We start from the raw sequence: 23,446 nt of genomic DNA, 5'->3' as shown, positions 1-23,446 counted from the left end.
GGCTTTGTTGCATAAAGCCTTTGAAGGTAAAGTTTTCCTAAGTTGCTAAAATTTAGGTTACAACTTGGGTATGAGGTCTGCCTAATTCTGTAAATTTATTTAATACGGCTACACGTGCATGGATCTCATTCACTTGGCTGTCAAAATTCCTTGAGTAGAGTTTATCGCCTAATAATTTGATGCAATGCATCTTGGTTTCGACCAAACTTCGCCGATGATAACCAGACCACTTTTTCCAAAGGGCTCTTCCTAGACGCTTAACTGTTTTTAGTAATTCATTTCTCTCTTGCGAATGAACTTTTGTATCTTTCCACGGTTTCGCATTTTTTCTTGGCGGAATCACCGCATATGCTTGACGATCTGAGATCACTCGTCTGCAGCATTTAGTGTCATAGGCTCCATCGGTATAGACAGAATCTACTCGCTCATCAAGTGGTATTTGACCAAGTAAATCACCGAGCACCTGTGAATCACTGATATTGTTCGTTGTGAGCTGAACTGCACGTATTTGCAGCGTTTCAGCATCTATACCAATGTGAAGCTTACGCCATTGTCGACGATATTCAGGCTGATGTTTCTTCCGTTTCCATTCACCTTCGCCCAAAAACTTTAAACCAGTTGAATCTACGAGTAGATGTAGACCATTGCTACTTTTTTGGTAGCTAATCGCAATATCAATATGTTTTTGTCTTCTGCAAAGCGTCGTATAGTCTGGCGCTGTCCAATCTAATCCGCAAAGTTTAATCAGGCTTTGTACAAAGCCAGTGACCATGCGTAGAGAAAGACGAAATATGGATTTAATCATTAAGCAGCATTGGATGGCTGTATCGGAATAAGTTTGATTTCGACCATGTTGGCTTTTTGGTTGAGCATACCATTGTGTTTTGGGATCAAACCAAATGGCAATATTCCCACGATTAATGAGAGCTCGGTTGTATGTGGGCCAATTGGTTGTACGGTAGATTTTAGGTGTAGGCTTATTCATCTCAAAATTATATTGTGGAATAAGCCTTTAGAGACAGGTTTGTGCAACAAAGCCCTTTAAAGGCTGAATTCCTTTTTTTATGACCAGAAGTAATAAAAAAAATGAAGCAATTAAAAAGCGAAGCAAGGCTATATGCTGCGGTGTATATGAATGCAAAGCACTATGTACACCAATAGGCGAATAGCCCCAACAAAAAACGGTTACAGCAATACATAAGTAGAGCTTAAATGCTGGAGGCTGGGTTTCGGCAGCAAGAGAAATTGCCATGTTAAATCTGCACTAATGAAATGGAACTCTTTCATCATATGCGCATAGATAGTTGAATAAAATTAACTTATATTGAGTCAAATATTCATTAAAAGTGAATGATTAAATATGGATATTACCCAGTTAAAAATGTTTCAAACCGTGGTTGAATGCGGAACCATGGCTAAAGCATCACTACAACTACATTGCGTACCCTCCAATATCACTACACGCATTAAGCAACTTGAAGAAGGACTAGGCGCACCGCTGTTTTATCGTGAAGGAAAAAGCTTAAAACTCACCCCATCAGGAGAAATCTTTCTCGATTATTGCCATAAAATTTTAGCGCTATGCGATGAAGCGAAACGAAGTATTCATCCAGATGCACCGCCCTCTGGCCCGCTCAAAATTGGGGCTATTGAATCTTCTGCTACCACTCGCCTCCCCAATTTACTTGCGAAATATCATCAGCGCTATCCAGAGGTTTCTATTCAAATTATTACTGGCACATGGAAACAGTTACTAGTCGATATTTCTCAGCACAAACTTGATGGTGCAATTGTTGCAGGCAATATTGAGTTTCCTATGTTAAATAAACTGAGTATTTATCAAGAAGACATGGTCTTAATCGCATCTCATTCTTTGGGAGAAATTCATTGCCAAGAAGATTTGATTGGCAAAGAAATTTTTATGTGGACTGAAGGCTGTCCTTACCGTGCAGCTCTTGAAGAATGGCTTAAACTGAAGAATATCTCTCTCCCTATCACCAGTATTACCAGTTACGCCACCATTATTGGGTGTGTCAGTGCGGGTTCTGGCGTGGCTTTAGTGCCTAAGAGTATTTATGAACAATATAAAAATTTAGCGCATATTCAAAGTTATAAATTCGAATACCTTGCCTTTATGCAAAATCATTTTTTCTGGCATAAAAAAGTGAGTAACCATAAAGCGAGAGACATGTTTATAGAATTGATAAAGTCTGAGTTTTGTTTATAAAGCATTTGGGTAATGATGCTATTCCCTTCAAATGATGATTTCTCGTAATCAAATCGTATCGGTTTTATCTCATGTCTGCACAAGATTTATTTTTAACAGTAAGATCAGCTATCCATATTTTGATAGTCATTGGGGAGATTAATCCAAAATGAAAGCCATAAAAATTTTATGTATTACAAGCTCTATCTTGGTTTCATCATCTCTCTTTGCTGAAACACCTCAACCTCAACAAGTGAATGAAGCAACTTCTAAGACAATGCCTTATGGCGATAATCCAAGCTTAGGCCGCGTACTGTTATATAAAACAGGAAAAGGCATACAAAATTTAGGAGATTCTATTCAAGGCGCTTCTGAAAAAACTTCAAATAAAATTAGTGAAAAATGGAAAGATACGAAAGAATTTACCGCCGAAAAAGCAGAAGTTGTTCAACAAAAAGCGGATACGGCCAAAGTATTTACTGAACAGAAAATAGAACAAGCGAAGCAAAATATCACCAGCAGTAGAAACGGTGAAAATATTCCAATCGAACAAGGTGAGCTAAGTAAATCTAGTACGACTGCCAATTAAAATTAAATCAGAGTAGCGCGATCATATCGCGCTTCCAAAGAAACACACTTTAAAAAAGACATACATCCACTACAAAGAACTAGGAACCTGCCTTATGAACAGTCAAAAACTTCTCTTTTCTACCCTGTGCTGCTTAGCATTAACTGCATGTGCAACTACCGCGCCTCTTTCTTCTTATCCTCAGGCACAAGTTTTAGAACAAGATACCAATATCGAAGCTTATCCAACCACTACAGGCAATGTAGCCAAACTCATTAAACACGATAAGCAAGCTTGTATGATTGAATTTACGGGTTATTTAGGTGGTGGACAAGTAACTGAACATTGGATTTTTAATAATAAAGGCCTGATTTCAGCTCAATCATTTACAGAGCAATATCCAGACTCTTCTGGCATATTAAGTCAAGCGACCAATTCGACAACCAAAAGCTCTACCACTTTTAATATCCAAGATCCCGAAATTCAAAATAACTTCAAAAAACTTCAAAGTAATTTTAGTAAAGACAACTTAGCAAAGTGTGATTAAGGCTTTTTCATAAAAAAACTCGTTGCAGAAGTTATCTTTTGCAACGAGCCATAGCCATTTAAATTTTTTGGACCTAATAAAAAATTATAAATATGCTATTTAGTTAACGGTTAAACCATTGGTTGCCGCCAGTAAATCAATCCGTGGGAAAACCAAGCCCGTTCTTGAGTCAGTAATAGGTTTACCCGTAGCTTTTAACCGACTAATGGTTTGATCGATACTTTCGGTTGGACTCACGCTATTCGCTCTCAATAGAGCAATCGCGCCTGCCACGTGTGGCGTCGCTTGAGAGGTACCGCCCATGGTATAGCCACCTGCGGTAATCATTGCACCCGGCGCCAATAAAGTCACAAGGCTTCCCCCATTACTAAAGCAGGCTACCTTATCTGCTGCTGTAGTAGGGTCAGAACATTTCACGGGGTTACCCCATGACACACCACCAATATTACTATCATAAACAGCGCCTACCCTTACTGCCCCTGCCACACAAGCAGGAGATGAAATGCCGTCAGGGAAGGCATCATTACCAGAGGCTACAACCGGAACCACGCCAGCAGCTCGCGCATTGGCAAATGCTGTTCCATAACTGCTATCGCTACACTCAGAGGTATATTTGACTCCCGGCACACCAAGGCTCAAATTCACCGCTTTAATATTATAGGTTTGTGCATTGTTTACAGCCCAGTTAATCCCCGCGAGAATATCACTATCATAAGCGGTGCTTACCCACTTACCTTGCGATCTGACCTTTCTAAATACATCAATACCAATAATTTTAGTTTTAGTAGCGACTTTCGACACAATAGCGGAAACGTTACTACCATGCCCATCATCATCCAAAGTGCCATCATCTGGTGCACTATCAAAAGAATAAACCACACGGCAAGTACTTGATGGAGTATTCACAGCGGTACATCCGAAATCTGAATGTAGATAATTTACCCCTGTATCCAGCACAGCAACACTAGATCCCTATTAAACCTTGTCTGAAGATTCTTTTTATTTGTAGCAATATAACTTCGCCGTTCTAAACCGGAAGGTACGCTCGATAAAGGAATATTGTATTCGACAATTAAATCGTTTGAATCATTACTAACCAAGGCATCTAAATCTATTTTACCTTGGAATACTTTTTGTTTTGCTGCCTGACTTAACCGCTGTTTGGCCCCTTTGGAGTCCAAAGGAAGAGCGGACGCAGTTGTACTGAAAATTGCACATAAACCTAATAGAAACAACGTTTTAATTTGCATTATTTTTCTCCGTAGTTTTTCAACTAACAATTTGCTTATTTCGCTTTTATTTCATTTGCTGGATCTTTTTCTGGATCAATCGGTTGAATCGAAGGATCACTTTTTGTGTCATAGAAAGGAACGGCATCTGCTGATACCGACTGAGAGTGGTTTGAATTTAAAGATACGTTTTTAAGTTGAGTAGGCTCCTTAAGTTTAGAAAGGGAAGATGAAGTATCTGGTTGCGGTGAATTCGTCTCATGTAAAGCAGAATTGAACACATCAGATGCACCGCTTGTGGGTTTGAAATAAAGAACAACGGCGATCAAGCCGACTATTACAAGTAGGGAAGCTATAATTTTCATCATTTAAGATCTCTGTTCTTTTGTTTATAGACATCTATATTTACTTTTGATTATTCGAAATAAAGAGACATTTCTTGAGTTACATTTCATGTGAAATTTCTATTTCGTAAAATGTATAAACATGAGAAAAGCTAAAATATCTTTTCTCGAATAAGCAAAAATACAGTTCTGCCCTTTACGTTTATATTTCTGGCAGAATAAGGTTCAAAAAAGTGCTAAAAAAGCACTCTATTCTCATAATAAGCAATTATTATGCCGTTTCCTCCAATAAATAATGAGAAACACATCACATTTAGAGATATAGGCATGGATCACATGAACAACGATAGAAAAATTTAGGAGACGAAGGTTAAAAAGCTGTAAGATGAAAATAGGACCAGCTTAATAAGAATAACTAAAAAATAAATGTTCTTTTTCACTTTATTATTAATTTTTATTAATCTTCACAATTTATCCCTAGTCTGTTTACTCAATGTAACACTGTTGTAACGTTTTGATGAAGTGAGTTCCCAAGCTCATATTTCCTTAGCTATGATGCGATTGCGTTTATGAAATACCTCACTAAAAGGGTATATTCTTTGAAGGATATCGCAATGAAAATGATGAAAACAGCTATCGTTACTGCAAGTGTACTTGCTTCTGCCTCTATTTTTGCACAAAGTGCGGGCGTTAATGCAGGTGCATCTGCTCAAGTCAACGTACAACCAGGTGGTCTTGTTAGTGGCGTAGCCAATACAGTCAAAAATACTGCACATACTGTAGGGAACACAGCAAAACATGCTGGTCACGTAGCTGCTGACACAACCGTTAAAGCTACAAAAAAAACAACAGGTAAAGTAACTGAACTTTCTTCTAAAGCTGCTACTGGTACTAAACATGTAGCAAGTGAAGCTGTAACTGGTACTAAACATTTTGCTACCGAAGCAGCAACAGGTACAAAAAATTTAGCGACTAAGGCTGCAACTGGCACTAAAAACCTAGCAGTTGAAGCTAAAGCAGATACAAAAGCACATCTTGATGCTGTAAAAACTAAGGTAGCAGAAAAACAAGCTGACCAAAAAGAATTTACTGCTGAAAAACAGGCCGATGCTCAAGCACGTGTAGATGCTGTTAAAGCTCGTGTAGCACAAAATCAAGCTGAGCAAAAAGAATTCGTTGCTGACACTAAAGCTGATGCTCAAGCAAAATTAAATACAGCTCAACCAACTCATGGAGTTAACGCTCAAACAGGTGTAAACGTTGGTGTTAATGTTGCTGGTATTAATGCAAATGCAAACGTAAATGCAGGCGCTCAAGCGACTACACAAAAAGGCGAAAAGAAATCTTTTATTAAAGGTCTTTTCGGTACTAACTAATTAAGTTAGCAATAAAAAAAGGGCGATTCATCGCCCTTTTTTATTTGTCTAAAATTAACTATTCAGATTGTTTCAGTTAAAACCAAGCCTGCACGTAAACCAATCTTCACATTCGGGTTTGGAAATAAAATCCAGACCTGATCTTGTTCAACTACATAGTTACCAGAAGGTTGAGTCGCAATGATTTCGCCTTTAGTAAAAGTTGAAAAGTTGGGAGCCTCAGCAGATAAATTCAGGTGGAACTCTTCATCTTTTTTTATTAAAGAGTCAGATACCTGAAACACACGAATTTTTGGTTTATTACGCACTGGTAAAGCTTGCTCAGAAACCACGTTACGAATGACTTCATCAATTGAAGCAAATTGACTCAAGTCATTTTGTCCAAATGGCAATGCTTTGCCTAACTCTAAAGTTGCACTCGCCGCCTTAAAATTCTCACTCGTAAAATGGGTAAACGTTTTACCTACCGCATTATGATAAACCAAAGCATCCAAATCAGCTGCTTCAAGACTTGCTGTTAAATCAGCATCATAGCCATGCGTTTGATATGGAAATAAAGCAAATGTTGGCAATAATGAAGCCCGAATTGCTGTGTGCAAATCATAATGATAACGTTTTGCCTGACTCGAACTTTCCTGAAAGAAGGTGGCAACAGTTTGCTCTAAAACCTCAGCACGCTTAGATTCTTCAGTTACAGGCAGATTTTTATACCCACCACAGAACATACGGTTTACATCGTCATGTACATAACGCTTGCCTTGACGCATCGCATAGGGATTACCCAATACAAGCAATAATCTCACCGCAAGCTTTAAACGCCCGGCAAATAAATCGGTGCAAAGATGAGATAGCAATTCAATTGGTGCCGTTTCATTTCCATGTACTCCAGCTGACAGTACGACAGCTTTGTCGTACTGCGCATGTGGTGTACATTCAAGAAGTCCCTCACCTAACCAACGCCAAGAAAAATTTGCTTGTTTTCCCTCGCGCGTTGCAGGTTGCTCACCTTGTAAGGTTAATGCTAGAAAATCTTGCATGTCACCTCCTCATTATTTTTGGAAAGGATAAACCGAACCTAAACCTAAAATTTTAGTCAGTTCATCAAGTGCCATACGGCTTTCCATGAGTAAATGCGGATCTGCCAAATCTTCTTGTGCTAAACGATCGCGATAGTGTTTATCTACCCACTGATTAAGCGTCATAAACAATTGATCATTCATGAGAACTTTTGGATTTACGGCATTTAATTCAGTTTCATTTAATGCTACACGTAAACGTAAACAAGCCGGACCACCACCGTTACGCATACTTTCACGCAAGTCATAAACCTGAATTGCATCAATTGGTGTACCCATTTGAATCATGTCATTCAAATAGCTCCATACCGCAGCATTTTGACGAGACTCTTCTGGCACAACAATGGTCATTCCGCCATCTGGACGAGTCAAAATCTGACTATTAAATAAATATGTTGCAACAGCATCATTCACCGTCACACGGTTTTCAGGCACTTCAATTGAAATAAAGTCTTCACCGATGCTTGCCATTTTCTGACGAATTTCGGCAAATGCCTGATCTTGATTTAAAAATGCATGTTGATGGTGGAATAAAACCTGCTGGTTACTTACCGCAATTACATCATTATGGAAAACACCCTGATCAATCACATCCGGGTTTTGTTGAACAAAAACGGTATGTGCTTCATCTAAACGGTGCAAACGTGCAATGGCCTCGCTCGCTTCACGTGTCTGACGTGCAGGATAACGTTTTGGTCCCGGTAAACCATTATTTAAATATTGTTGACCATAAACAAACACCTGAACACCACGTTTAGCATAATCACCACCTAAACGATTGTGATTTGCTGCCCCTTCATCGCCGAATAAAGCCACTTGCGGTAAAGCTTCATGGTGTACAAAGTGACGTTCATTTTTAAAGATCGCTTGTAAAACTTGGCTTGTAGTTTCAGCTTCAATTGAACGGTGAAATTTATTGTTCAGGTTAGCCGCAGTAAAATGCACGCGCTCATCTTGGCTATCAGCCGAAGGTGAAACTGTCGCAGCATTTGCAGTCCACATTGGAGAAGCTGAGCTTAAAGATGACAGTAGCTCTGGTGAATAACGCATTGCTTGAGCCACAACACTAATGTCATCTCCGGTAAAACCTAAACGGCGTAACATCGGAACATGTGGACGCTCATGCGGAGCAAGTACACCTTGTTTCATCCCCATGTCAGCCAAAGCTTTCATTTTTAATAAGCCTTGTTTCGCCGCCAATTTTGGGTTAGACAAATTATTGCGGTTTTTGGTCGATGCTTCATTACCAAAAGACAAACCCGCATAGTGATGTGTTGGTCCCACTAAACCATCAAAATTTACTTCATATCCTTTCATTTTTTCTTTCCCTAGTGTTAAGGCAACACAATCCCTGGAGATAATTTTTCTGGCAACGTCAAGCTTTCACTTTCGAGTGAAGCCATTGGCCAAGCACAGTAGTCAGCAGCATAAAATGCACTTGCACGGTGATTACCTGAAGCTCCTACACCACCAAATGGTGCTGCACTCGATGCACCTGTTAATGGTTTGTTCCAATTCACAATTCCGGCACGTGCTTCAATGAGTAAGTCATCAAACAATTCACGTTTTGGAGAAACCAAACCAACTGACAAGCCGAAACGAGTTGCATTGGCAATTTTTAATGCTTCATCAAAACTGTCATAACGCTGAATAGTGGTAAGCGGACCGAAATATTCTTCATCTGGAATACCCGCCACACCTGTTACATCAATAATGCCTGGAGTAAGTAATGAGCTGTCTTCTTGAGGACGTGTCATTGGCAACAAGCTTTTTGCACCCAGCTCAAGCAACTTTTGCTGGGCATTCATCATGTTTGTTGCAGCAGCCGATGAAATTACGCCGCCCATAAATGGTTGTTGCTCATCATTCCAACGACCAACTTTTAAGTTTTTAGCAACCTCAACAAAACGTTGAATAAATGCATCGCCTTGCGCACCATTTTTTACCAAGATACGGCGCGCACATGTACAACGCTGCCCTGCCGAAACAAATGCAGATTGAATAGTGAGGTTAACAACAGCATCCATATTTTCGATTTCATCGATAATCAATGCATTATTGCCGCCCATTTCAAGCGCAAGAATTTTCTCAGGAGCACCCGCCATTTGTTTGTGTAGGTGATAACCTGTGTTTGCACTTCCAGTAAACAAGAGGCCATCAATTTCATGTGAGGCAGCTAGCGCTTCACCCGTGGTACGACCACCTTGCACCAAATTCATTACACCATTTGGCAAACCGGCTTGTTGCCAAAGTTTTACAGTTTCTTCAGCAGTCCAAGGCGTTAATTCACTTGGTTTGAATACAACTGTGTTACCAGCAAGTAACGCAGGAACAATATGTCCGTTCGGCAAGTGGCCCGGGAAGTTGTATGGACCAAAAACTGCAAGTACGCCATGTGGGCGGTGACGTAAAGATGCCACACCATCTGCCATTTCAGTTGAGCTTTCACCGGTACGTTGGTGATAAGCACGAATCGAAATTGCAACCTTGCCAATCATTGACTGAACTTCAGTTAATGTTTCCCAAAAAGGTTTACTGGTTTCTTGGCTAATCACTTCCCCTAAATGCTTTTTATTTTCTTCAAGCAAAGCTGCAAACTTTTCTACAATCGCCACACGCTCAGCAAAAGGTAAACGCGCCCACGCTGGGAATGCTGTACGAGCAGCTTGGCAAGCTTTCTCAACATCACTAGCCGTAGCTTCAGCGCCTGACCATACAGTTTGGTTATCAACCGGGTTTGTTTTTACAAATGTTGTACCGCTGCCTTGTAACCAGACACCGTTTATAAATAAAGAGTTTGACATCAGGATACTTCCATAGGATTTAGTGATAACACACGAACAGCGTGACCTTCTTGTACACCGAGTTTTTCAGCTTGTTCATGCGTTAAATTTAAAGTGTTATCTACGAGATCAAGCTTCAATAACATGGCCCGATAGTCGTGGTAATTATCATTGGCAACAAGGTATTGTGTTTTACCTACTGTTGCTTCATTGGTAATTTTGACGTTTAAGAGTTGACTTTCTTTGACTGCACGCAACTCATCAATATTCGCTTCAATAGTTGGACCCGCATCAAAAATATCGACATATCCTTGATAACGTAAACCTTCTGATTCAAGCACATGATAAGCAGGCAAAGTATGTGGATGCATTTTCCCAATCACTTCTTGCGCATCTTTTGGCAAAAGGTCAACATAGACTGGAAAACGTGGCATCAGCTCGGCAATAAAAACTTTTTGGCCAATACCACTTAAATAGTCTGCAGTTGAGAAATCCATATTGAAAAAATGGTGCCCAATCGCATCCCAAAAAGGTGAACATCCATTTTCATCAGAGTAGCCACGCATTTCCGCAATTAATTTTTTCTCAAAATATTGCTTAAATGCTGCGATAAACATAAAACGGATTTTCGATAAAAATTTACCGTTTTGATTTTCACGGCGTTCCGGATCTAAAAATAATGTACAGAGCTCACTACTTCCTGTTCTGTCATTACTTAAAAATAAAGTCGGTAATGACTTATAAACGTTTAATGCTTTTGAAGCGTGTACTTGTGTTCCCACATGAAAGTTGTACCAAGGTTCAATTAAACCTACAGCAACCTCAATTGCACTTACACCAATAACACGTTGAGCTTCGGTATCTTCCAGAACAAACAAATATCCCTGCTCACTCTTATGAACATTGCCATTTAAAGTATTGCGAGTACGTGAAATTCGAGCCGAAAGCGTATCCATATTTTGTGGCAAGGAAGTCAGGCCAACACCTGACTTACCTGCTAATTTATAAATATCTTCAAGGTCTCGAAACTCGGCATGACGGACAATCATCATGGCTAGCTTTCCTTTTTTTTATTTAGCCAACTTTGCCAAAGCTCTTTTTAAACGAGCAATCCCTTCATCAATATCTTGTTCAGGAATAATTAAAGAAGGAGTGAAACGAACCACGTTAGGTCCTGCGATTAAAGCGAGTAGTCCTTCTTCGCCTGCCCATGTGGTAATGTCTTTCGCTTTACCTGCATATTCAGCTTTTAGTACACAGCCAATCAATAAACCTTGACCACGAATTTCATCAAATACTTGATATTCAGCATTTAAAGTATTTAAGGCATCAAGGAAATATTGATGACGGTGTTTTACGCCTTCAAGTACTTCTGGTGTATTAATAAACTCAAAAACTGCACCTGCAACTGCACTTGCTAACGGGTTACCACCGTAAGTTGTACCATGTGTACCTACAGAAAAATGCGGTGCGAACTTATTAGTTGTTAACATTGCACCGACCGGGAAACCACCGCCCAATGCTTTTGCAGTGGTTAATACGTCTGGAATCACACCGTAGTTCATGTAGGCATAAAGTGCACCTGTACGGCCTACACCAGTTTGTACTTCATCAAAAATAAGTAAGGCACCAAACTGATCACACAGTTCACGTAAACCTTTTAAAAATTCGATATCAGCTGGAATTACCCCGCCTTCACCCTGTACAGGCTCTACAATTACTGCACAAGTTTGTTCATTAATAACTGCTTTAGCTGCTTCTAAATCATTATAAGCAACATGGCTAATGCCGTTTGGAAGTGGTGCAAAGTCTTGTGAATATTTTGGCTGACCACCTGCCGAAACGGTAAATAAAGTACGACCGTGGAAAGCATTATTAAATGCCACAATGCCACTTTTACCTGCAACACCGCTGTCGAGTCCAACTTTACGAGCCAGTTTTAATGCTGCTTCATTCGCTTCTGCACCTGAGTTACAAAAGAATACTTTATCGGCAAATGTATTTTCGGTGAGTTGTTTAGCAAGGCGTAGTACTGGTTCATTAGTATAACCATTACCGACGTGCCAAAGTTTTTTTGCTTGTTCTGTTAACGCATTAACTGCCACTGGATGCGCATGACCTAATGCATTTACTGCAATCCCGCCTGCAAAATCGATATATTCTTTATTTTCTTGATCCCAAATACGTGAACCTTCACCACGTACCGGAATGAAATTTGCCGGTGCAAATACTGGAACCATCCAGTCATTAAAGTTGCTTCGAGTTACAGAAATTGGCTGTTCCATGCTTACCTCAGTATCTATTTAATTTATTTAATCTGTCTTACTGTCTTTAATTTAATTCATTTAGAAAAAGGGACCGAACAAATAACCCTATAACATCCTTTATATTTGCTCGGCCCACCTTTCCTAAAAGGTAGTTTCCTCAGATTAGCCTGGGAAAATACCGCGTTCTTTACGAGCTTTTAAGATACGCTCACATGCCAAGATGTAAGCTGCTGTACGTAAAGTACAAGCATTCTTGTTCGCTGTATTCCAAACGTCATCCATTGCTTGAACCATCAACTTGTCTAAACGCTCGTTGATTTCTTCTTCGCTCCAGAAATAGCTCGCCATGTCTTGAACCCATTCGAAGTAACTTACAGTTACACCGCCGGCGTTACATACAACGTCAGGAACTACAACAATGCCACGCTCAACTAATACATCTTCAGCTTTAGGATAAGTCGGGCCGTTCGCGCCTTCTAAAATCAACTTAGCTTTAAGTTTTTCAGCACGCTCAACTGTAATTTGGCCTTCTAATGCAGCAGGAATAATGATGTCTACTTCTGCAGTCCAGAAATCTTCATCTGCAATTGCTTGTGCACCAGCAAAACCACCAACACCTTGGTTTGCATTTACGTGATCACGTAGCGCAACAAGATCAATACCATCAGCATTGAAAATTGTGCCAGTGTGGTCTTGAACGTGAGTGATTTTTGCTTTTGATTCAACAAATAAGAAAGCAGCTTCACTACCTACGTTACCAAAACCTTGAACAGCAACTTTCGCGCCTTCAATTGGTAAGTTGATTTTTGCAGCAACTTCACGACCAGTAACGAATACACCGCGACCAGTTGCTTTCACACGACCTAAAGAACCGCCTAAGTGCACTGGTTTACCAGTTACAACACCAGTCACTGTGTGACCTTGGCTAGTAGAATAAGTATCCATCATCCAACCCATGATATTGGCATTTGTACCAACGTCTGGAGCAGGAATGTCTTTTTGAGGTCCGATAATGTGACCAATTTCAGTCGTATAACGGCGAGTTAAACGCTCTAATTCACGATTTGATAATTTACGTGGATCAACACGGATACCACCTTTTGCACCACCAAATGGCAAGTTCAAAACTGCAGTTTTAATTGTCATCCATGCAGACAATGCCATCACTTCATTTAAGTCAACATTTGGATGGTAACGAACACCACCTTTACCAGGACCACGAGACAAGTTGTGTTGTACACGGTAGCCTTCAAAGTGCTGGATTGAACCGTCGTCCATTACAATTGGCACGTCCACAATAAGCGCACGCTTAGGACGTTTTAATGTATCGATATAATCAGCTAAATGTTCTAAGTATGGCGCTACACGGTCAATTTGAGCCAAGTAAGTTTGCCATGCATCGCTATGTTCGTTTACGTATGAAAGATCTGACATCTTTTTTCCTATCTACCTACACAGACTCAGATGTGATAAATCTGCAGTCTTTATTATTCAGCAACCAAAACCTTGCAATAACAATGTTTTGATTTATTTATAAAATCTTCAGCTCTTCTAAAGCTTTAGACCTTTTAAATTCCATCTTGTGATATCAAAAGTACGATTTACTTTTATATATCGATATCTTTTACAATATTCTTTTGCCTCATCTGCCGTTTATAAAAAGTCTTTATAAAAGCAAAAGTTCCACCGCAACCAACTCAAATAAGTCGACTGGAAATAAGTACAAAAGAGGTGACATAACCGTTTGGGAGTTAAAAAGAACTAGGGTTCATGAAACAAAAAAACCATAAGTCCCTAAAATTATTTTTGACTAATCGATAGATCCCTCCATTAGTCTTTTTAAATAAAAATTGTTCAGTAATACTGCAAGTTTCACATCACTACTCAAGCGAGTTAATCAAGCCTTCATATAGACATAAAATCTTTAAGTAAATATAGCACAGAGCAAGTTAATTTAGAACATTTTAAAATAAACAAGCAGAGAAAAAATAATCAATTTTCTCTATTTTATAATAAAAAAGTAACCAGACCTAAAAAAACACTACACTATAATAATTTTATTTTATGGAAATTAAAAAAATATTAAAATTAAAAATGACTAAAAAATTACCATTTAATAACAACAACTTAATTAACAAAAAATTTCAAAAAATTCTTAAAATTTCTATAAATTTTCATAATATTTATTCAGTTTCTCTAATTCAAAACAAAGATATATAAATATTTAAACAATCTCTTTATTAAATAACCATGATAAACATATACTTATTTAAAAACTTATAATAATTAGCTATTAATAATATTCCGACAAGTGGTTAATTTATGTGTCAATATTTGCTTTTATTATCAAAACAAAAAAAACATTTTCAAAAAAAATATATAAAACTCACTTTAAAGCTCAAGTTACGCCCATGAAAAAAGGCCCCATAAGGAGCCTTCAATCAACACAACCAAGTAAGCAAAAGACTTAGTTTTGAGCTATATCTTTTTTACGATAAAAGATGAAATAGCTGACATAGCATAGCAAGATAAAAATAATGCAGCAGATAAAGCCCACTTGCATAGAAGGATCAAATACCATACTGATACAAGTAACTATACAGAATAGCCCGCCTACAATTGGAGTAAGAGGAAAAAGTGGTGCAGCGAAACGTAGATCTTTTACTGTTTTTCCTGACTTATACCACTGTCTACGGAAGTTAAATTGCGAAATACAAATTGCAATCCAAACGACAACCATTGTAAAAGCAGCAACACCCAACAAATTTTTAAAAATTGTTTCTGGTGCAAATTGTTCTGAAAGCAATCCTGGAATAGCACCAAACATGGTGACAATAATGGCAATAATAGGTGTTCCAGACGGCGTGAGTTTCGCGAAAATTTTAGGTAATTGATTTTTTGCTGAAAGCGACCACATCATACGTGATGCAGCAAATAGACCCGAATTAGCAGCTGAAAGTAAAGCCGTAATAATTACGAAACGGATAATATCCTCTGCATACGGAATACCAATGTAATTAAATACAGTCACAAATGGGCTACTGCTCACATCATTTGCACTAAGACCTGCTAGGTGGTATGGCAATAGTGAGCTAATCACTACAATCGTACCAACAAAGAAAATCAATAAGCGCCAAATAGCCGCATTAATTGCCTTAGGAACTGTTTTTGCTGGATTCTCAGCTTCGCCAGCCGCCACCCCAATTAATTCTGTGCCAGAAAATGCAAAGTTAACGATAAGCATAGTGGCAAAAATTGGGAAAAGACCATTTGGGAACCAACCATGAGCAGTCAAATTACTGAACAATGGTGCTGTTTCATGCCCCTGATAAGGAATAAAGCCGAAAATCGCCAGCAATCCCAAACCAATAAAACAGATAATGGTGATTACTTTTACAAGCGCCAACCAAAATTCAGACTCTGCAAATAAGCGGGTTGAACTTACATTAAGAAAGAAAACCAAGGCGCCAAAGAAAAGAGTCCAAGCCCACACTGAGGTAGATGGAAACCACTCCTGAACCAACAAGGCCGCAGCGGTAAACTCAGTCCCCAAAGTTGCAGTCCAAGTCAGCCAATACAGCCAAGTAATCATATACCCTGTACCTGGACCGATATAACGCCGTGCGTATTCACCAAAAGAGCCAGACTCAGGGACATGAACCGCTAGCTCACCGAGACACAGCATAACGGTATAGGCAATTAAACCGCCCAAGAAATAAGAGATAATTGCGCCAATTGGACCTGCTTGAGAGATTACGTCGCCAGACCCAAGAAAAAGACCTGTACCTATGGCACCGCCAAGGGAGATCATCACCAAATGTCGAGTACTCATTGCTCGTTTCAAAGGTGCAGAACTTCCATGTTGCGATGCATCATTATTCCGATAATTTAATGATTGCATATAAAAAACTGTAACGACAATTTAGTAAAAAATCATTTTAGGATAAAAAAATAAATATGCAATTATCTTTGAATAGTGGAGTTATTTTAAGCAACCCTTTACCAACCAAATAAAATATATTTTAAAAACAAACAATTAATAATTACTAGGATAATTATTGTATTTTAATTAATCTTACATCATTTCTTTAATTTATATAAATTAAAAAACTATACTTTTTAAAACATAATAATTTTTCACTTAATTCCCCATACCTACTTTTAGCTCTATCTTTATTTAAAAATTAGACACACTATTTATTTAAATAATGACTTTTAATTTTATATACAAATAAAGTGATAAAAAAATATTTTTTAAGCAAAAAATAAAGCTCAAATCTCAAGATTTGAGCTTTATTTAATCGAGGAAATAACTTAGTAACTGGTCAATACAAACTGTTGAGATGGCTGAACGGAACCTTCAACGTAATCACAAGCACCTTGTTCATCACAATTTAAATTTAATTGCTTGTAGCTTAACGCAAAGAAATCAGAATATTGTTTAATGACAAATGGACTTATATCCGAAGTGAGTGCATCACCCTGTTTAAACAATTTAATAATTTTTCGGTCATTCATCCCTAACAAATAAAGTTCATTATTTAACTCAATCTGAACAACCCCAGTGTGTTCTGCCACAATCGGAATCAAATATGATGGGTTTGCCAACACTACATCTACAGCATAGGTTTCAAGCTTTAGATTAATCAAATTAAATACCAATATTGCCTCAAATTGATTTTTCAAACCCTTTTTATGGTTTTCAGCTTGCTGCCTATACTGAATTTTAATTCCAAGCTTCTGGAAATCTTGCTCTGTAGCTTGCTTTGTTTTAATAAGACTACGAGTGACTGCTTGCTTAAGTGGATTGTCTAAATAACGTTCATCTAACTGAAAGTCATTTTGACGCAATATTTTCAATAACATGCTGTCATGGTATGTCAGCACATTTGCAAGAACATTACGATAATAGAACTTGCTTTGTTTTTTGATTTTACGAACTTGTTGATAGAAATACGTTTCATCAAATTCATGCTCAATAAAATCATGTAAAAGGCTTGAGCTTGCCAATACAGATAAAGCTTCATGTCCTGTAAAAGGCAAATGAATTGTATGTAAACTTGGTAAGATCTCTTTTATTTTTAAGTAATGTTCGCGATCAATTGAAAAGTAAGGATCATAAACAATAATGTATTCACGACTTGCATCTACATCTTGCGGCTGAATTTGCATGTCTTTATTCGCGACAGCATCGAAGAACTCAGCATAGCGTCGGTCTTCAACTTGTTCAGGGTCAATTGAATACTGAGGCACAAATGCAATGATTCGATTCATATTTAATAAATTCGAATATTTAATTGCTGCATAGCCGCCCATTGAGCCGCCATAACCTACAATATTTTTAAAACGCTGAATAATAGGCAAAATGACTTTTGCCAGCTCAACCATACTGGCCTTTGGGAACCATGATTTTTGTTTTGGCATCACCCCAATAACATTGTATTGGTACTTTATAAGAGACTTTTCAGCATTGATAGATAAGCCACTCGCCCGGGTAATCAAATCGCCAAAAGAGAGAACTAATGTATTAGAATCGCCTTGTAAAAAAATGGCTCTAATGTGTTCGTCTTCAAAAATAATTTGCTTATCCATGCTCACACCGAAAGAAAATTTACTCCCACATACATCGTCAAAAATGAAACAAAATAGGTGTTTTGCCAATTTATGATTGCGGAGTATCTTATTTTATAGATGCCAGTCAGATTAAAAAGCGCAAAATATGACACAATCCTTACATCCTGCCGCTCAAAAAGGCTTCAGCTCTGCTGCTGAGCTTTATCAGCAAGTTAGACCAAATTATCCCGTAGAAATAGTAAGTTGGCTACAAGATCGGCTCCAAATCCATGAAAATTCTACTGTTATCGATCTTGGATCGGGTACTGGCAAATTCTTACCTTACTTAAAACAGACACATGCCAATATTATTGCGGTAGAGCCAATTGGCGAGATGTTACAACAGCTTCAGCAAGCCTATCCTGATATTAAAACTATACAAGCCTTTAGCCACAATATTCCGGTAAATGACCAACAAATTGATGCTGTCATTTGTGCCCAATCTTTTCATTGGTTTGACAACATAGAAACATTGACCGAAATCTATCGAGTATTAAAACCTCAAGGACATTTAGGACTTGTTTGGAACCAGCGCGATGAAGGTACAGATTGGGTAAAAGCCTTAGCGGATTTTTTACTACCACTCGAAGGTGATACACCTCGTTACCATAGTGAAAGGTGGAAAAAGGTTTTTGAAGAGCAAGATTTATTTACTTTTGACAATTTAAATACTTTTTCGCAATCGCAGCATGGTACTGTCGAACAAGTGGTGAGTAAGCGGTTACTTTCAACAAGTTTTATTGCAGCAATGACTGAAAAAGATCAACTACAGCTCAAAGCTCAGTTTGAAAAAATTGTTTATGATTTTACTGGGTTAGGCCCACAAGATCAGATTGATTTTCCATATGTCACATATGCATATCATTTTCAAAAAAGTACGTCGTCAAATCATAGAGAATAGGTTCGGTTGAAAGCTATGTTAAAAAAAACGCCTCATATCATCTTAATGTCTTTGCTCAGCTCTAGCCTATTATTGACGGCTTGTAAAAAAGCAGATGAGCCAGCAAAGACTGAACAATCTCATACAAGTTCATCTACCGATCAGGTCTTAGAAAAACTCAATGAAAGACCAGTGAAGAAATTCCCAGCTACTGCGGATGACGCTCATGATATTGCACTACTAGAAGATTACGATCACCGCTTTACTGAAATGAGTGATGAAATGGAAACTGAGCTAGAAAAAATGCATGAGGCAGGTACGCTCACCACAGAATTTGAACAAAAACGTACGCTTGATAATGTGCGCTCAGCATTGACCATGCTAAAAGACCTCGATTTAAAAACTGAACAAGGTCGTTATATTCAGGGCTTACTCTATCAATATTGGGAAAACCAAGAAAAGAACTTTAGTGATAAGCAGGCAAGTAAAGATGAGCAGGTCAAACAGCTTGCTGACTATTTACAAGCACAAAATCAGTTAAAGTACTGGAAAGCCTCACAGCAGCATTAATTTAACTGCATGCAATAAAAAGCCTTCTTATAAAGAAGGCTTTTTTAATTTAAATATTTTGTTTTTCAACCCAGTGAATGGATTGAACACGGAAGAGTTCACATGCACCATCGCCGGTATCAGTTGGGGTCAAAGATGACTTCCAAACTAAATCTTTATCTTTGATTTCAACCAGATCACCTTTTAAATAAACCAAATCACCACGTTTAACTTGCTTAATTTGTTGGGCGATTTCAGGGTTTGCAGGAATAATGTGCATATTCGATACCATCTGCATCGCTTGCTCAGCTGGTACAGGTAGTTTTGCTATTTTCCAGTTTAAATAGCGGTCATATTGTTTCACTGAAATATGTCGTGCGATTTCAGGTTGAGCAAATAAACCCCAACTTACCGCATAATCAATCGGTGAAAATTTGGCTTGCTCATCATTGTGATAAATTTTTGAACCTAAAATCCTAAAATTTCCCTGAAATGGTTGTAATACAGAAATTGATTGATCTTTTTCAACTGGAAGCAAGCCATTGGCAATATTGTATTCACTCGAGGTTGATGCAAATGCTGAACCCATGCCTAAAGTCGCCAGCAAAGCTATCATCAAACGTTGTTTTTTCATCGCTTTATACCTCAAATATTGCTAGATCAAATTCATTAGATCTTCGTTTTATGGTAGCTCTAAGGTATGAAAAAAATATCGGAATTTAGTAACAATACAGATCAATTTCGTCTATTTTTGTGCCTAATTAAATAGATTATTAATCTTCAAAATCTATTCTTAAAGTTTCAAAGCGAACTTTCCCTTCCTTAATTGCCTGAGCAATTGCTTGCTGCCCTTTTGTTAAACGTGCCCCTCCACTTTTGACATCTAGCAAAATAATTTGAATATCATCGGCAGTTCCGTCTCCATCTCGAAAATCGGTATAGCCATCGAAAATAATATAATCAACCGGGTCGCCCATAAACTTGGCATCACTTGGCAAATACTGAAATTCCGGCAAGACTGGCGCAAATTGTTCTGCCATTTTTCCTTTTAATACGGCGCGGCTCGTATTTACACTTCTCTTTTGTGCTTGGGCAAGGGCTTGTTGATGCTCAAGCTCCAACTCGGCAATATATTGCTCGTATTCAGCCTTGATTCGGCCATTACGGGTATTTGATAAAATGAGCGTCGTGATAATAATACCAATACCAGCACCAATAAGCATGGCCAGCCATACGGACATAAATTTTCCTTAACAAATACACATCATCGCGATAGATGAGCAATCATATCTAAAATTAGGGAGTAGCTTAAACTTTTGTCAAAGGCAGTCATCTACTTCACATAAAAAGATGCTAAGGTATAAGTAGAACAAGTGTGCTGCTGAATATAACTGAATTTATGAAAACGATACTTATTGCAAATCAAAAGGGCGGATGCGGAAAAACCATGACAGCCATTACGTTGGCAACAGCTTTGGCACAAAAAGGATATAAAGTAGCATTGGCAGATTCTGACAACCAGAAATCTTCCTTACAATGGTTAAAACAACGTCCAGATAACGTAGCTGTCATTCAAAGCCTCGACTGGCGTCAAGAAAAATCAATTGGTGATGCGCCTAAAAATTTAGACTATTTAATTATTGATGCGCCGGGTGCACTTTCAGGTGATCATGCTGAACAATTAGTCAGCGAAGCTCATGCGATTATTACTCCACTTCAGCCTTCATTTTTCGATATCGACAGTACACGACGTTTTCTCAAGCATTTGCAGGATATTAAACGTATTCGTAAAGGTAAAGTACAAATTTTACTCCTTGCAAACCGAGTTAAACCGAACAGCGCCAGCTCAAAAGATATTCAGCAATTTTTTGAAAAAATCGAACATGAACCTATTGCATGGATTGCAGAGCGTAGTGCTTATGGCAGTTTAGCAATGCAAGGTTTAAGTGTATTTGATAAACCACAAAAGAACTTTATTGCAATTCAGAGCCAGTGGCAGCCTCTTTTAAATAAACTGATTGAAGATAAATCTGAGTGGTTCTAAAACCATCTCTTTATTTTAGGGGGGCAAGATTCAGAAATGAGCACGCCTGTCTAAAATTTGTCTCAGGTCATTTTTCAGTTAATATGACCTTATTCTATTTTAAAAATTAGAGAATTTTGTTCGTGCATCCATACGCTCCTACTTTACAGCGCGTTTTATTGTTTGGGCTGTTTTTTATCCTGATCTTTTTAGGATTTAACATCCTGAAGTACTTTATTGTACCTGTACTTTGGGCTGCCATTATTGCCTACATGACTTGGCCGATTTATTTAAGAATTCAGCATTTTTTTGGTGAAAACCGAAATAATTTAAATGCTACAGTTATGATTAGCTTAGTCATTTTAATTGTTGGCGTACCATTTACATGTGCTATTTTTATTCTACAACATGAAGGTCGCAACCTTTATTTTGATTTACAGCGTCAAGTCTTTTCAGGTCATTTAAGCGTTCCCGATTTTATTCGTAATCTTCCGTTTATTGGTAAAGAAATATCTCGTACACTCAACGAAATTAACACAGATCCTAATAGTACTATTCAGAATATTGCAGCTTGGGTACAAAGCCATTTAAGTTATGGGCGTGTGTTATTAAATGAAATTAGTAAAAATATCGTCAAACTTTGTTTTGCGATTTTAAGTCTTTTCTTCTTTTATCGTGATGGCCACACGATCTTAACCCAAGTGAGTAAAGCCTTGGAAATGGTGATCGGGCCACGTATTCATCATTATCTCGACACAATTTCAGAAACCACACGTGCCGTTGTGTATGGCGTGGGTTTAACTGCAATTGCTCAAGCTGTACTTGCTGGATTAAGTTATTTCGTCGCTGGTGTACCTAACCCAATGGTTCTCACCATTGCAACGTTCTTATTAGCCCTAATTCCGTTTGGTACTCCTGTTTCCTACTTAGGCGTTGGACTATGGTTGTTCTCTCAAGGTCAAACCATGGAAGCTATTGGCGTCATCTTATGGGGTGTGTTGATTGTAAGTAGTTCAGACAACGTGATCCGTCCACTTGTAATCTCTGGTGCGACTCAAATTCCGTTTTTATTGATTATGTTCGGTGTATTGGGTGGTATTGCAAGTTTTGGTTTAGTTGGTCTATTTATTGGCCCTGTTATTTTAGCTGTTTTATTAGCAATTTGGCGTGAATGGCTTCATGAGACGATTGACCCTGAACCCATGCCAAAAACAACCATGATTTATGATTCAGATGATGATTTACCGCCATCTAAAAACTAAGCTAATGATTTAAAAATATTTCAAGATACAAAGTGACTATTTAAATTAACTTGTAGGGTTCACGCACCTTTGCTTGAATAAAAAAATCAGATTTATAGTTATAAGGATATCTATAATGCCAGTATTTAATAAAATTGGTGCAGTATGTGCACTGACAGCTTTATTAACGGTCGGTTGTAGCACGGTAAGTAAGACTGTATCTGATACAGCCCATGCACTTACCACAATGCATACTAAAAAAGTGGTGGATGTTAATGAAGTGACAGCCAATGGTATAGGTAAAAAACTTGGTACGATCAGCTTTCAAGACAGTGATAAGGGCTTAATCATTACCCCTGCTTTAGCAGATTTACCAAGTGGTACTCGCGGTTTCCACATCCATGAAAATCCATCTTGTGCCCCTGCTGTTAAAGATGGAAAACCAGGCGCTGCTTTAGCTGCTGGTAGCCACTATAACCCTAACCAAGCCCCACATCATGGTACGCCAACTACCGGGCATTTAGGCGATTTACCAGCATTAGTCGTTGACAATACTGGTGTAGCTACAACTGCTGTTATTGCACCACGTTTAAAACTTGCTGACATTCAAGGTCGCGCTATCATGATCCATGCTGGTGGTGATAACTATTCAGATTCTCCTTTGCCTCTAGGTGGTGGCGGAGCGCGAATCGCATGTGGCGTAATCAAATAAATGCTATTTTTAAATTGTGGGTATCTAAAAAG

The 23,446-nt window shown here is 38.3% G+C and carries 21 protein-coding genes and 2 pseudogenes; 9 read left to right on the top strand and 14 right to left on the bottom strand.

The window, feature by feature from the left end; genetic code table 11:
* Window positions 1–52: 52 nt before the first annotated feature.
* Both MKL62_RS03160 and MKL62_RS03155 read right to left on the bottom strand, forming a co-directional pair.
* The gene (locus MKL62_RS03160; protein ID WP_001040033.1) at window positions 53–985 is read right to left on the bottom strand and encodes an IS5 family transposase; all 933 of its coding nucleotides are present in this window, start codon (window positions 983–985) and stop codon (window positions 53–55) included.
* Between the two features lie 57 nt (window positions 986–1,042).
* A pseudogene (locus MKL62_RS03155) lies at window positions 1,043–1,252 on the bottom strand (EamA family transporter); the annotation flags it as partial.
* Window positions 1,253–1,360: 108 nt separating this feature from the next.
* Here MKL62_RS03155 and MKL62_RS03150 point away from each other — a divergent pair.
* The 3 genes from MKL62_RS03150 (at window position 1,361) to MKL62_RS03140 (ending at window position 3,321) form a co-directional block, all read left to right on the top strand.
* The gene (locus tag MKL62_RS03150; protein WP_000355664.1) at window positions 1,361–2,227 is read left to right on the top strand and encodes a LysR family transcriptional regulator; all 867 of its coding nucleotides are present in this window, start codon (window positions 1,361–1,363) and stop codon (window positions 2,225–2,227) included.
* Between the two features lie 148 nt (window positions 2,228–2,375).
* Window positions 2,376–2,795: a hypothetical protein gene (locus MKL62_RS03145; RefSeq protein WP_000644154.1), complete on the top strand. Its 420-nt coding sequence runs from the start codon at window positions 2,376–2,378 to the stop codon at window positions 2,793–2,795.
* Between the two features lie 94 nt (window positions 2,796–2,889).
* Window positions 2,890–3,321 carry a hypothetical protein gene (locus MKL62_RS03140; RefSeq protein WP_001088069.1) on the top strand — a complete coding sequence of 144 codons (432 nt, stop codon included), beginning with the start codon at window positions 2,890–2,892 and terminating at the stop codon, window positions 3,319–3,321.
* Between the two features lie 99 nt (window positions 3,322–3,420).
* On the opposite strand, the pseudogene MKL62_RS03135 reads toward MKL62_RS03140, so the two are convergent.
* Window positions 3,421–4,571 (bottom strand): annotated as a pseudogene (locus MKL62_RS03135) (S8 family serine peptidase).
* A 35-nt stretch (window positions 4,572–4,606) separates the two neighbouring features.
* A complete protein-coding gene (locus tag MKL62_RS03130; RefSeq protein WP_002004883.1) occupies window positions 4,607–4,915 on the bottom strand; it encodes a hypothetical protein in 309 nt (102 codons plus the stop codon).
* A gap of 593 nt (window positions 4,916–5,508) precedes the next feature.
* On the opposite strand from MKL62_RS03130, the gene MKL62_RS03125 reads away from it, so the two are divergent.
* The gene (locus MKL62_RS03125) at window positions 5,509–6,270 is read left to right on the top strand and encodes a hypothetical protein (protein WP_000783290.1); all 762 of its coding nucleotides are present in this window, start codon (window positions 5,509–5,511) and stop codon (window positions 6,268–6,270) included.
* 62 nt (window positions 6,271–6,332) lie between these two features.
* On the opposite strand, the gene astE is transcribed toward MKL62_RS03125, so the two are convergent.
* The 8 genes from astE to MKL62_RS03085 all read right to left on the bottom strand — a co-directional run bounded on the left by astE (window position 6,333) and on the right by MKL62_RS03085 (window position 17,988).
* Window positions 6,333–7,307: a succinylglutamate desuccinylase gene (gene astE / locus MKL62_RS03120; protein WP_001150817.1), complete on the bottom strand. Its 975-nt coding sequence runs from the start codon at window positions 7,305–7,307 to the stop codon at window positions 6,333–6,335.
* Window positions 7,308–7,319: 12 nt separating this feature from the next.
* On the bottom strand, window positions 7,320–8,663 hold the full coding sequence (gene astB / locus MKL62_RS03115) for an N-succinylarginine dihydrolase (RefSeq protein WP_188200018.1): 1,344 nt from the start codon (window positions 8,661–8,663) through the stop codon (window positions 7,320–7,322).
* Window positions 8,664–8,680: 17 nt separating this feature from the next.
* Complete coding sequence (gene astD / locus MKL62_RS03110) at window positions 8,681–10,150, bottom strand: succinylglutamate-semialdehyde dehydrogenase (protein ID WP_000071651.1); 1,470 nt, start codon at window positions 10,148–10,150, stop codon at window positions 8,681–8,683.
* On the bottom strand, window positions 10,150–11,181 hold the full coding sequence (gene astA / locus MKL62_RS03105; RefSeq protein ID WP_000973732.1) for an arginine N-succinyltransferase: 1,032 nt from the start codon (window positions 11,179–11,181) through the stop codon (window positions 10,150–10,152). The genes astD and astA overlap by 1 nt, the downstream gene beginning before the upstream one ends.
* 18 nt (window positions 11,182–11,199) lie before the next feature.
* Window positions 11,200–12,414 (bottom strand): aspartate aminotransferase family protein, encoded by a 1,215-nt coding sequence (locus MKL62_RS03100; protein ID WP_000437498.1) that lies wholly within the window; start codon window positions 12,412–12,414, stop codon window positions 11,200–11,202.
* A 144-nt stretch (window positions 12,415–12,558) separates the two neighbouring features.
* Window positions 12,559–13,830, bottom strand: a complete 1,272-nt coding sequence (locus tag MKL62_RS03095; RefSeq protein WP_001281781.1) for a Glu/Leu/Phe/Val family dehydrogenase — start codon at window positions 13,828–13,830, stop codon at window positions 12,559–12,561.
* 1,033 nt (window positions 13,831–14,863) lie between these two features.
* Complete coding sequence (locus tag MKL62_RS03090) at window positions 14,864–16,297, bottom strand: amino acid permease (protein ID WP_001191140.1); 1,434 nt, start codon at window positions 16,295–16,297, stop codon at window positions 14,864–14,866.
* A 413-nt stretch (window positions 16,298–16,710) separates the two neighbouring features.
* Window positions 16,711–17,988 (bottom strand): hypothetical protein, encoded by a 1,278-nt coding sequence (locus tag MKL62_RS03085; protein ID WP_000360740.1) that lies wholly within the window; start codon window positions 17,986–17,988, stop codon window positions 16,711–16,713.
* A gap of 127 nt (window positions 17,989–18,115) precedes the next feature.
* Between MKL62_RS03085 and MKL62_RS03080 the strand changes: the two genes are divergently transcribed.
* Both MKL62_RS03080 and MKL62_RS03075 read left to right on the top strand, forming a co-directional pair.
* Window positions 18,116–18,910: a class I SAM-dependent methyltransferase gene (locus tag MKL62_RS03080; RefSeq protein WP_000194463.1), complete on the top strand. Its 795-nt coding sequence runs from the start codon at window positions 18,116–18,118 to the stop codon at window positions 18,908–18,910.
* Between the two features lie 15 nt (window positions 18,911–18,925).
* Window positions 18,926–19,459: a hypothetical protein gene (locus tag MKL62_RS03075; RefSeq protein ID WP_000915015.1), complete on the top strand. Its 534-nt coding sequence runs from the start codon at window positions 18,926–18,928 to the stop codon at window positions 19,457–19,459.
* Between the two features lie 49 nt (window positions 19,460–19,508).
* On the opposite strand, the gene MKL62_RS03070 is transcribed toward MKL62_RS03075, so the two are convergent.
* Window positions 19,509–20,072 (bottom strand): hypothetical protein, encoded by a 564-nt coding sequence (locus MKL62_RS03070; RefSeq protein WP_000744750.1) that lies wholly within the window; start codon window positions 20,070–20,072, stop codon window positions 19,509–19,511.
* Between the two features lie 139 nt (window positions 20,073–20,211).
* Window positions 20,212–20,679 carry a Holliday junction resolvase-like protein gene (locus MKL62_RS03065; RefSeq protein ID WP_000118035.1) on the bottom strand — a complete coding sequence of 156 codons (468 nt, stop codon included), beginning with the start codon at window positions 20,677–20,679 and terminating at the stop codon, window positions 20,212–20,214.
* A gap of 158 nt (window positions 20,680–20,837) precedes the next feature.
* Between MKL62_RS03065 and MKL62_RS03060 the strand changes: the two genes are divergently transcribed.
* The 3 genes from MKL62_RS03060 to sodC all read left to right on the top strand — a co-directional run bounded on the left by MKL62_RS03060 (window position 20,838) and on the right by sodC (window position 23,414).
* Complete coding sequence (locus MKL62_RS03060) at window positions 20,838–21,482, top strand: ParA family protein (protein ID WP_000849145.1); 645 nt, start codon at window positions 20,838–20,840, stop codon at window positions 21,480–21,482.
* 122 nt (window positions 21,483–21,604) lie between these two features.
* Window positions 21,605–22,723, top strand: coding sequence for an AI-2E family transporter (locus MKL62_RS03055; RefSeq protein ID WP_000553809.1), 1,119 nt, complete (start codon window positions 21,605–21,607; stop codon window positions 22,721–22,723).
* A 115-nt stretch (window positions 22,724–22,838) separates the two neighbouring features.
* The gene (gene sodC, locus MKL62_RS03050) at window positions 22,839–23,414 is read left to right on the top strand and encodes a superoxide dismutase family protein (protein WP_001143890.1); all 576 of its coding nucleotides are present in this window, start codon (window positions 22,839–22,841) and stop codon (window positions 23,412–23,414) included.
* The last annotated feature ends 32 nt before the right edge of the window (window positions 23,415–23,446 follow it).

Origin of the sequence: Acinetobacter sp. AOR01_HL (genome assembly GCF_027855455.1) — a bacterium.
GTDB classification, from domain to species: domain Bacteria; phylum Pseudomonadota; class Gammaproteobacteria; order Pseudomonadales; family Moraxellaceae; genus Acinetobacter; species Acinetobacter baumannii.
The sequence above is the reverse complement of the archived record's forward strand: the minus strand, read 5'-3'. Positions and strand labels throughout refer to the sequence as shown.

What these genes read in the sequence shown, in the direction of transcription:
- MKL62_RS03160 (WP_001040033.1), bottom strand. Translation starts at nt 985, where the DNA reads ATGAATAAGCCTACACCTAAAATCTACCGTACAACCAATTGGCCCACA.
- MKL62_RS03150 (WP_000355664.1), top strand. Translation starts at nt 1,361, where the DNA reads ATGGATATTACCCAGTTAAAAATGTTTCAAACCGTGGTTGAATGCGGA.
- MKL62_RS03145 (WP_000644154.1), top strand. Translation starts at nt 2,376, where the DNA reads ATGAAAGCCATAAAAATTTTATGTATTACAAGCTCTATCTTGGTTTCA.
- MKL62_RS03140 (WP_001088069.1), top strand. Translation starts at nt 2,890, where the DNA reads ATGAACAGTCAAAAACTTCTCTTTTCTACCCTGTGCTGCTTAGCATTA.
- MKL62_RS03130 (WP_002004883.1), bottom strand. Translation starts at nt 4,915, where the DNA reads ATGAAAATTATAGCTTCCCTACTTGTAATAGTCGGCTTGATCGCCGTT.
- MKL62_RS03125 (WP_000783290.1), top strand. Translation starts at nt 5,509, where the DNA reads ATGAAAATGATGAAAACAGCTATCGTTACTGCAAGTGTACTTGCTTCT.
- astE (WP_001150817.1), bottom strand. Translation starts at nt 7,307, where the DNA reads ATGCAAGATTTTCTAGCATTAACCTTACAAGGTGAGCAACCTGCAACG.
- astB (WP_188200018.1), bottom strand. Translation starts at nt 8,663, where the DNA reads ATGAAAGGATATGAAGTAAATTTTGATGGTTTAGTGGGACCAACACAT.
- astD (WP_000071651.1), bottom strand. Translation starts at nt 10,150, where the DNA reads ATGTCAAACTCTTTATTTATAAACGGTGTCTGGTTACAAGGCAGCGGT.
- astA (WP_000973732.1), bottom strand. Translation starts at nt 11,181, where the DNA reads ATGATGATTGTCCGTCATGCCGAGTTTCGAGACCTTGAAGATATTTAT.
- MKL62_RS03100 (WP_000437498.1), bottom strand. Translation starts at nt 12,414, where the DNA reads ATGGAACAGCCAATTTCTGTAACTCGAAGCAACTTTAATGACTGGATG.
- MKL62_RS03095 (WP_001281781.1), bottom strand. Translation starts at nt 13,830, where the DNA reads ATGTCAGATCTTTCATACGTAAACGAACATAGCGATGCATGGCAAACT.
- MKL62_RS03090 (WP_001191140.1), bottom strand. Translation starts at nt 16,297, where the DNA reads ATGCAATCATTAAATTATCGGAATAATGATGCATCGCAACATGGAAGT.
- MKL62_RS03085 (WP_000360740.1), bottom strand. Translation starts at nt 17,988, where the DNA reads ATGGATAAGCAAATTATTTTTGAAGACGAACACATTAGAGCCATTTTT.
- MKL62_RS03080 (WP_000194463.1), top strand. Translation starts at nt 18,116, where the DNA reads ATGACACAATCCTTACATCCTGCCGCTCAAAAAGGCTTCAGCTCTGCT.
- MKL62_RS03075 (WP_000915015.1), top strand. Translation starts at nt 18,926, where the DNA reads ATGTTAAAAAAAACGCCTCATATCATCTTAATGTCTTTGCTCAGCTCT.
- MKL62_RS03070 (WP_000744750.1), bottom strand. Translation starts at nt 20,072, where the DNA reads ATGAAAAAACAACGTTTGATGATAGCTTTGCTGGCGACTTTAGGCATG.
- MKL62_RS03065 (WP_000118035.1), bottom strand. Translation starts at nt 20,679, where the DNA reads ATGTCCGTATGGCTGGCCATGCTTATTGGTGCTGGTATTGGTATTATT.
- MKL62_RS03060 (WP_000849145.1), top strand. Translation starts at nt 20,838, where the DNA reads ATGAAAACGATACTTATTGCAAATCAAAAGGGCGGATGCGGAAAAACC.
- sodC (WP_001143890.1), top strand. Translation starts at nt 22,839, where the DNA reads ATGCCAGTATTTAATAAAATTGGTGCAGTATGTGCACTGACAGCTTTA.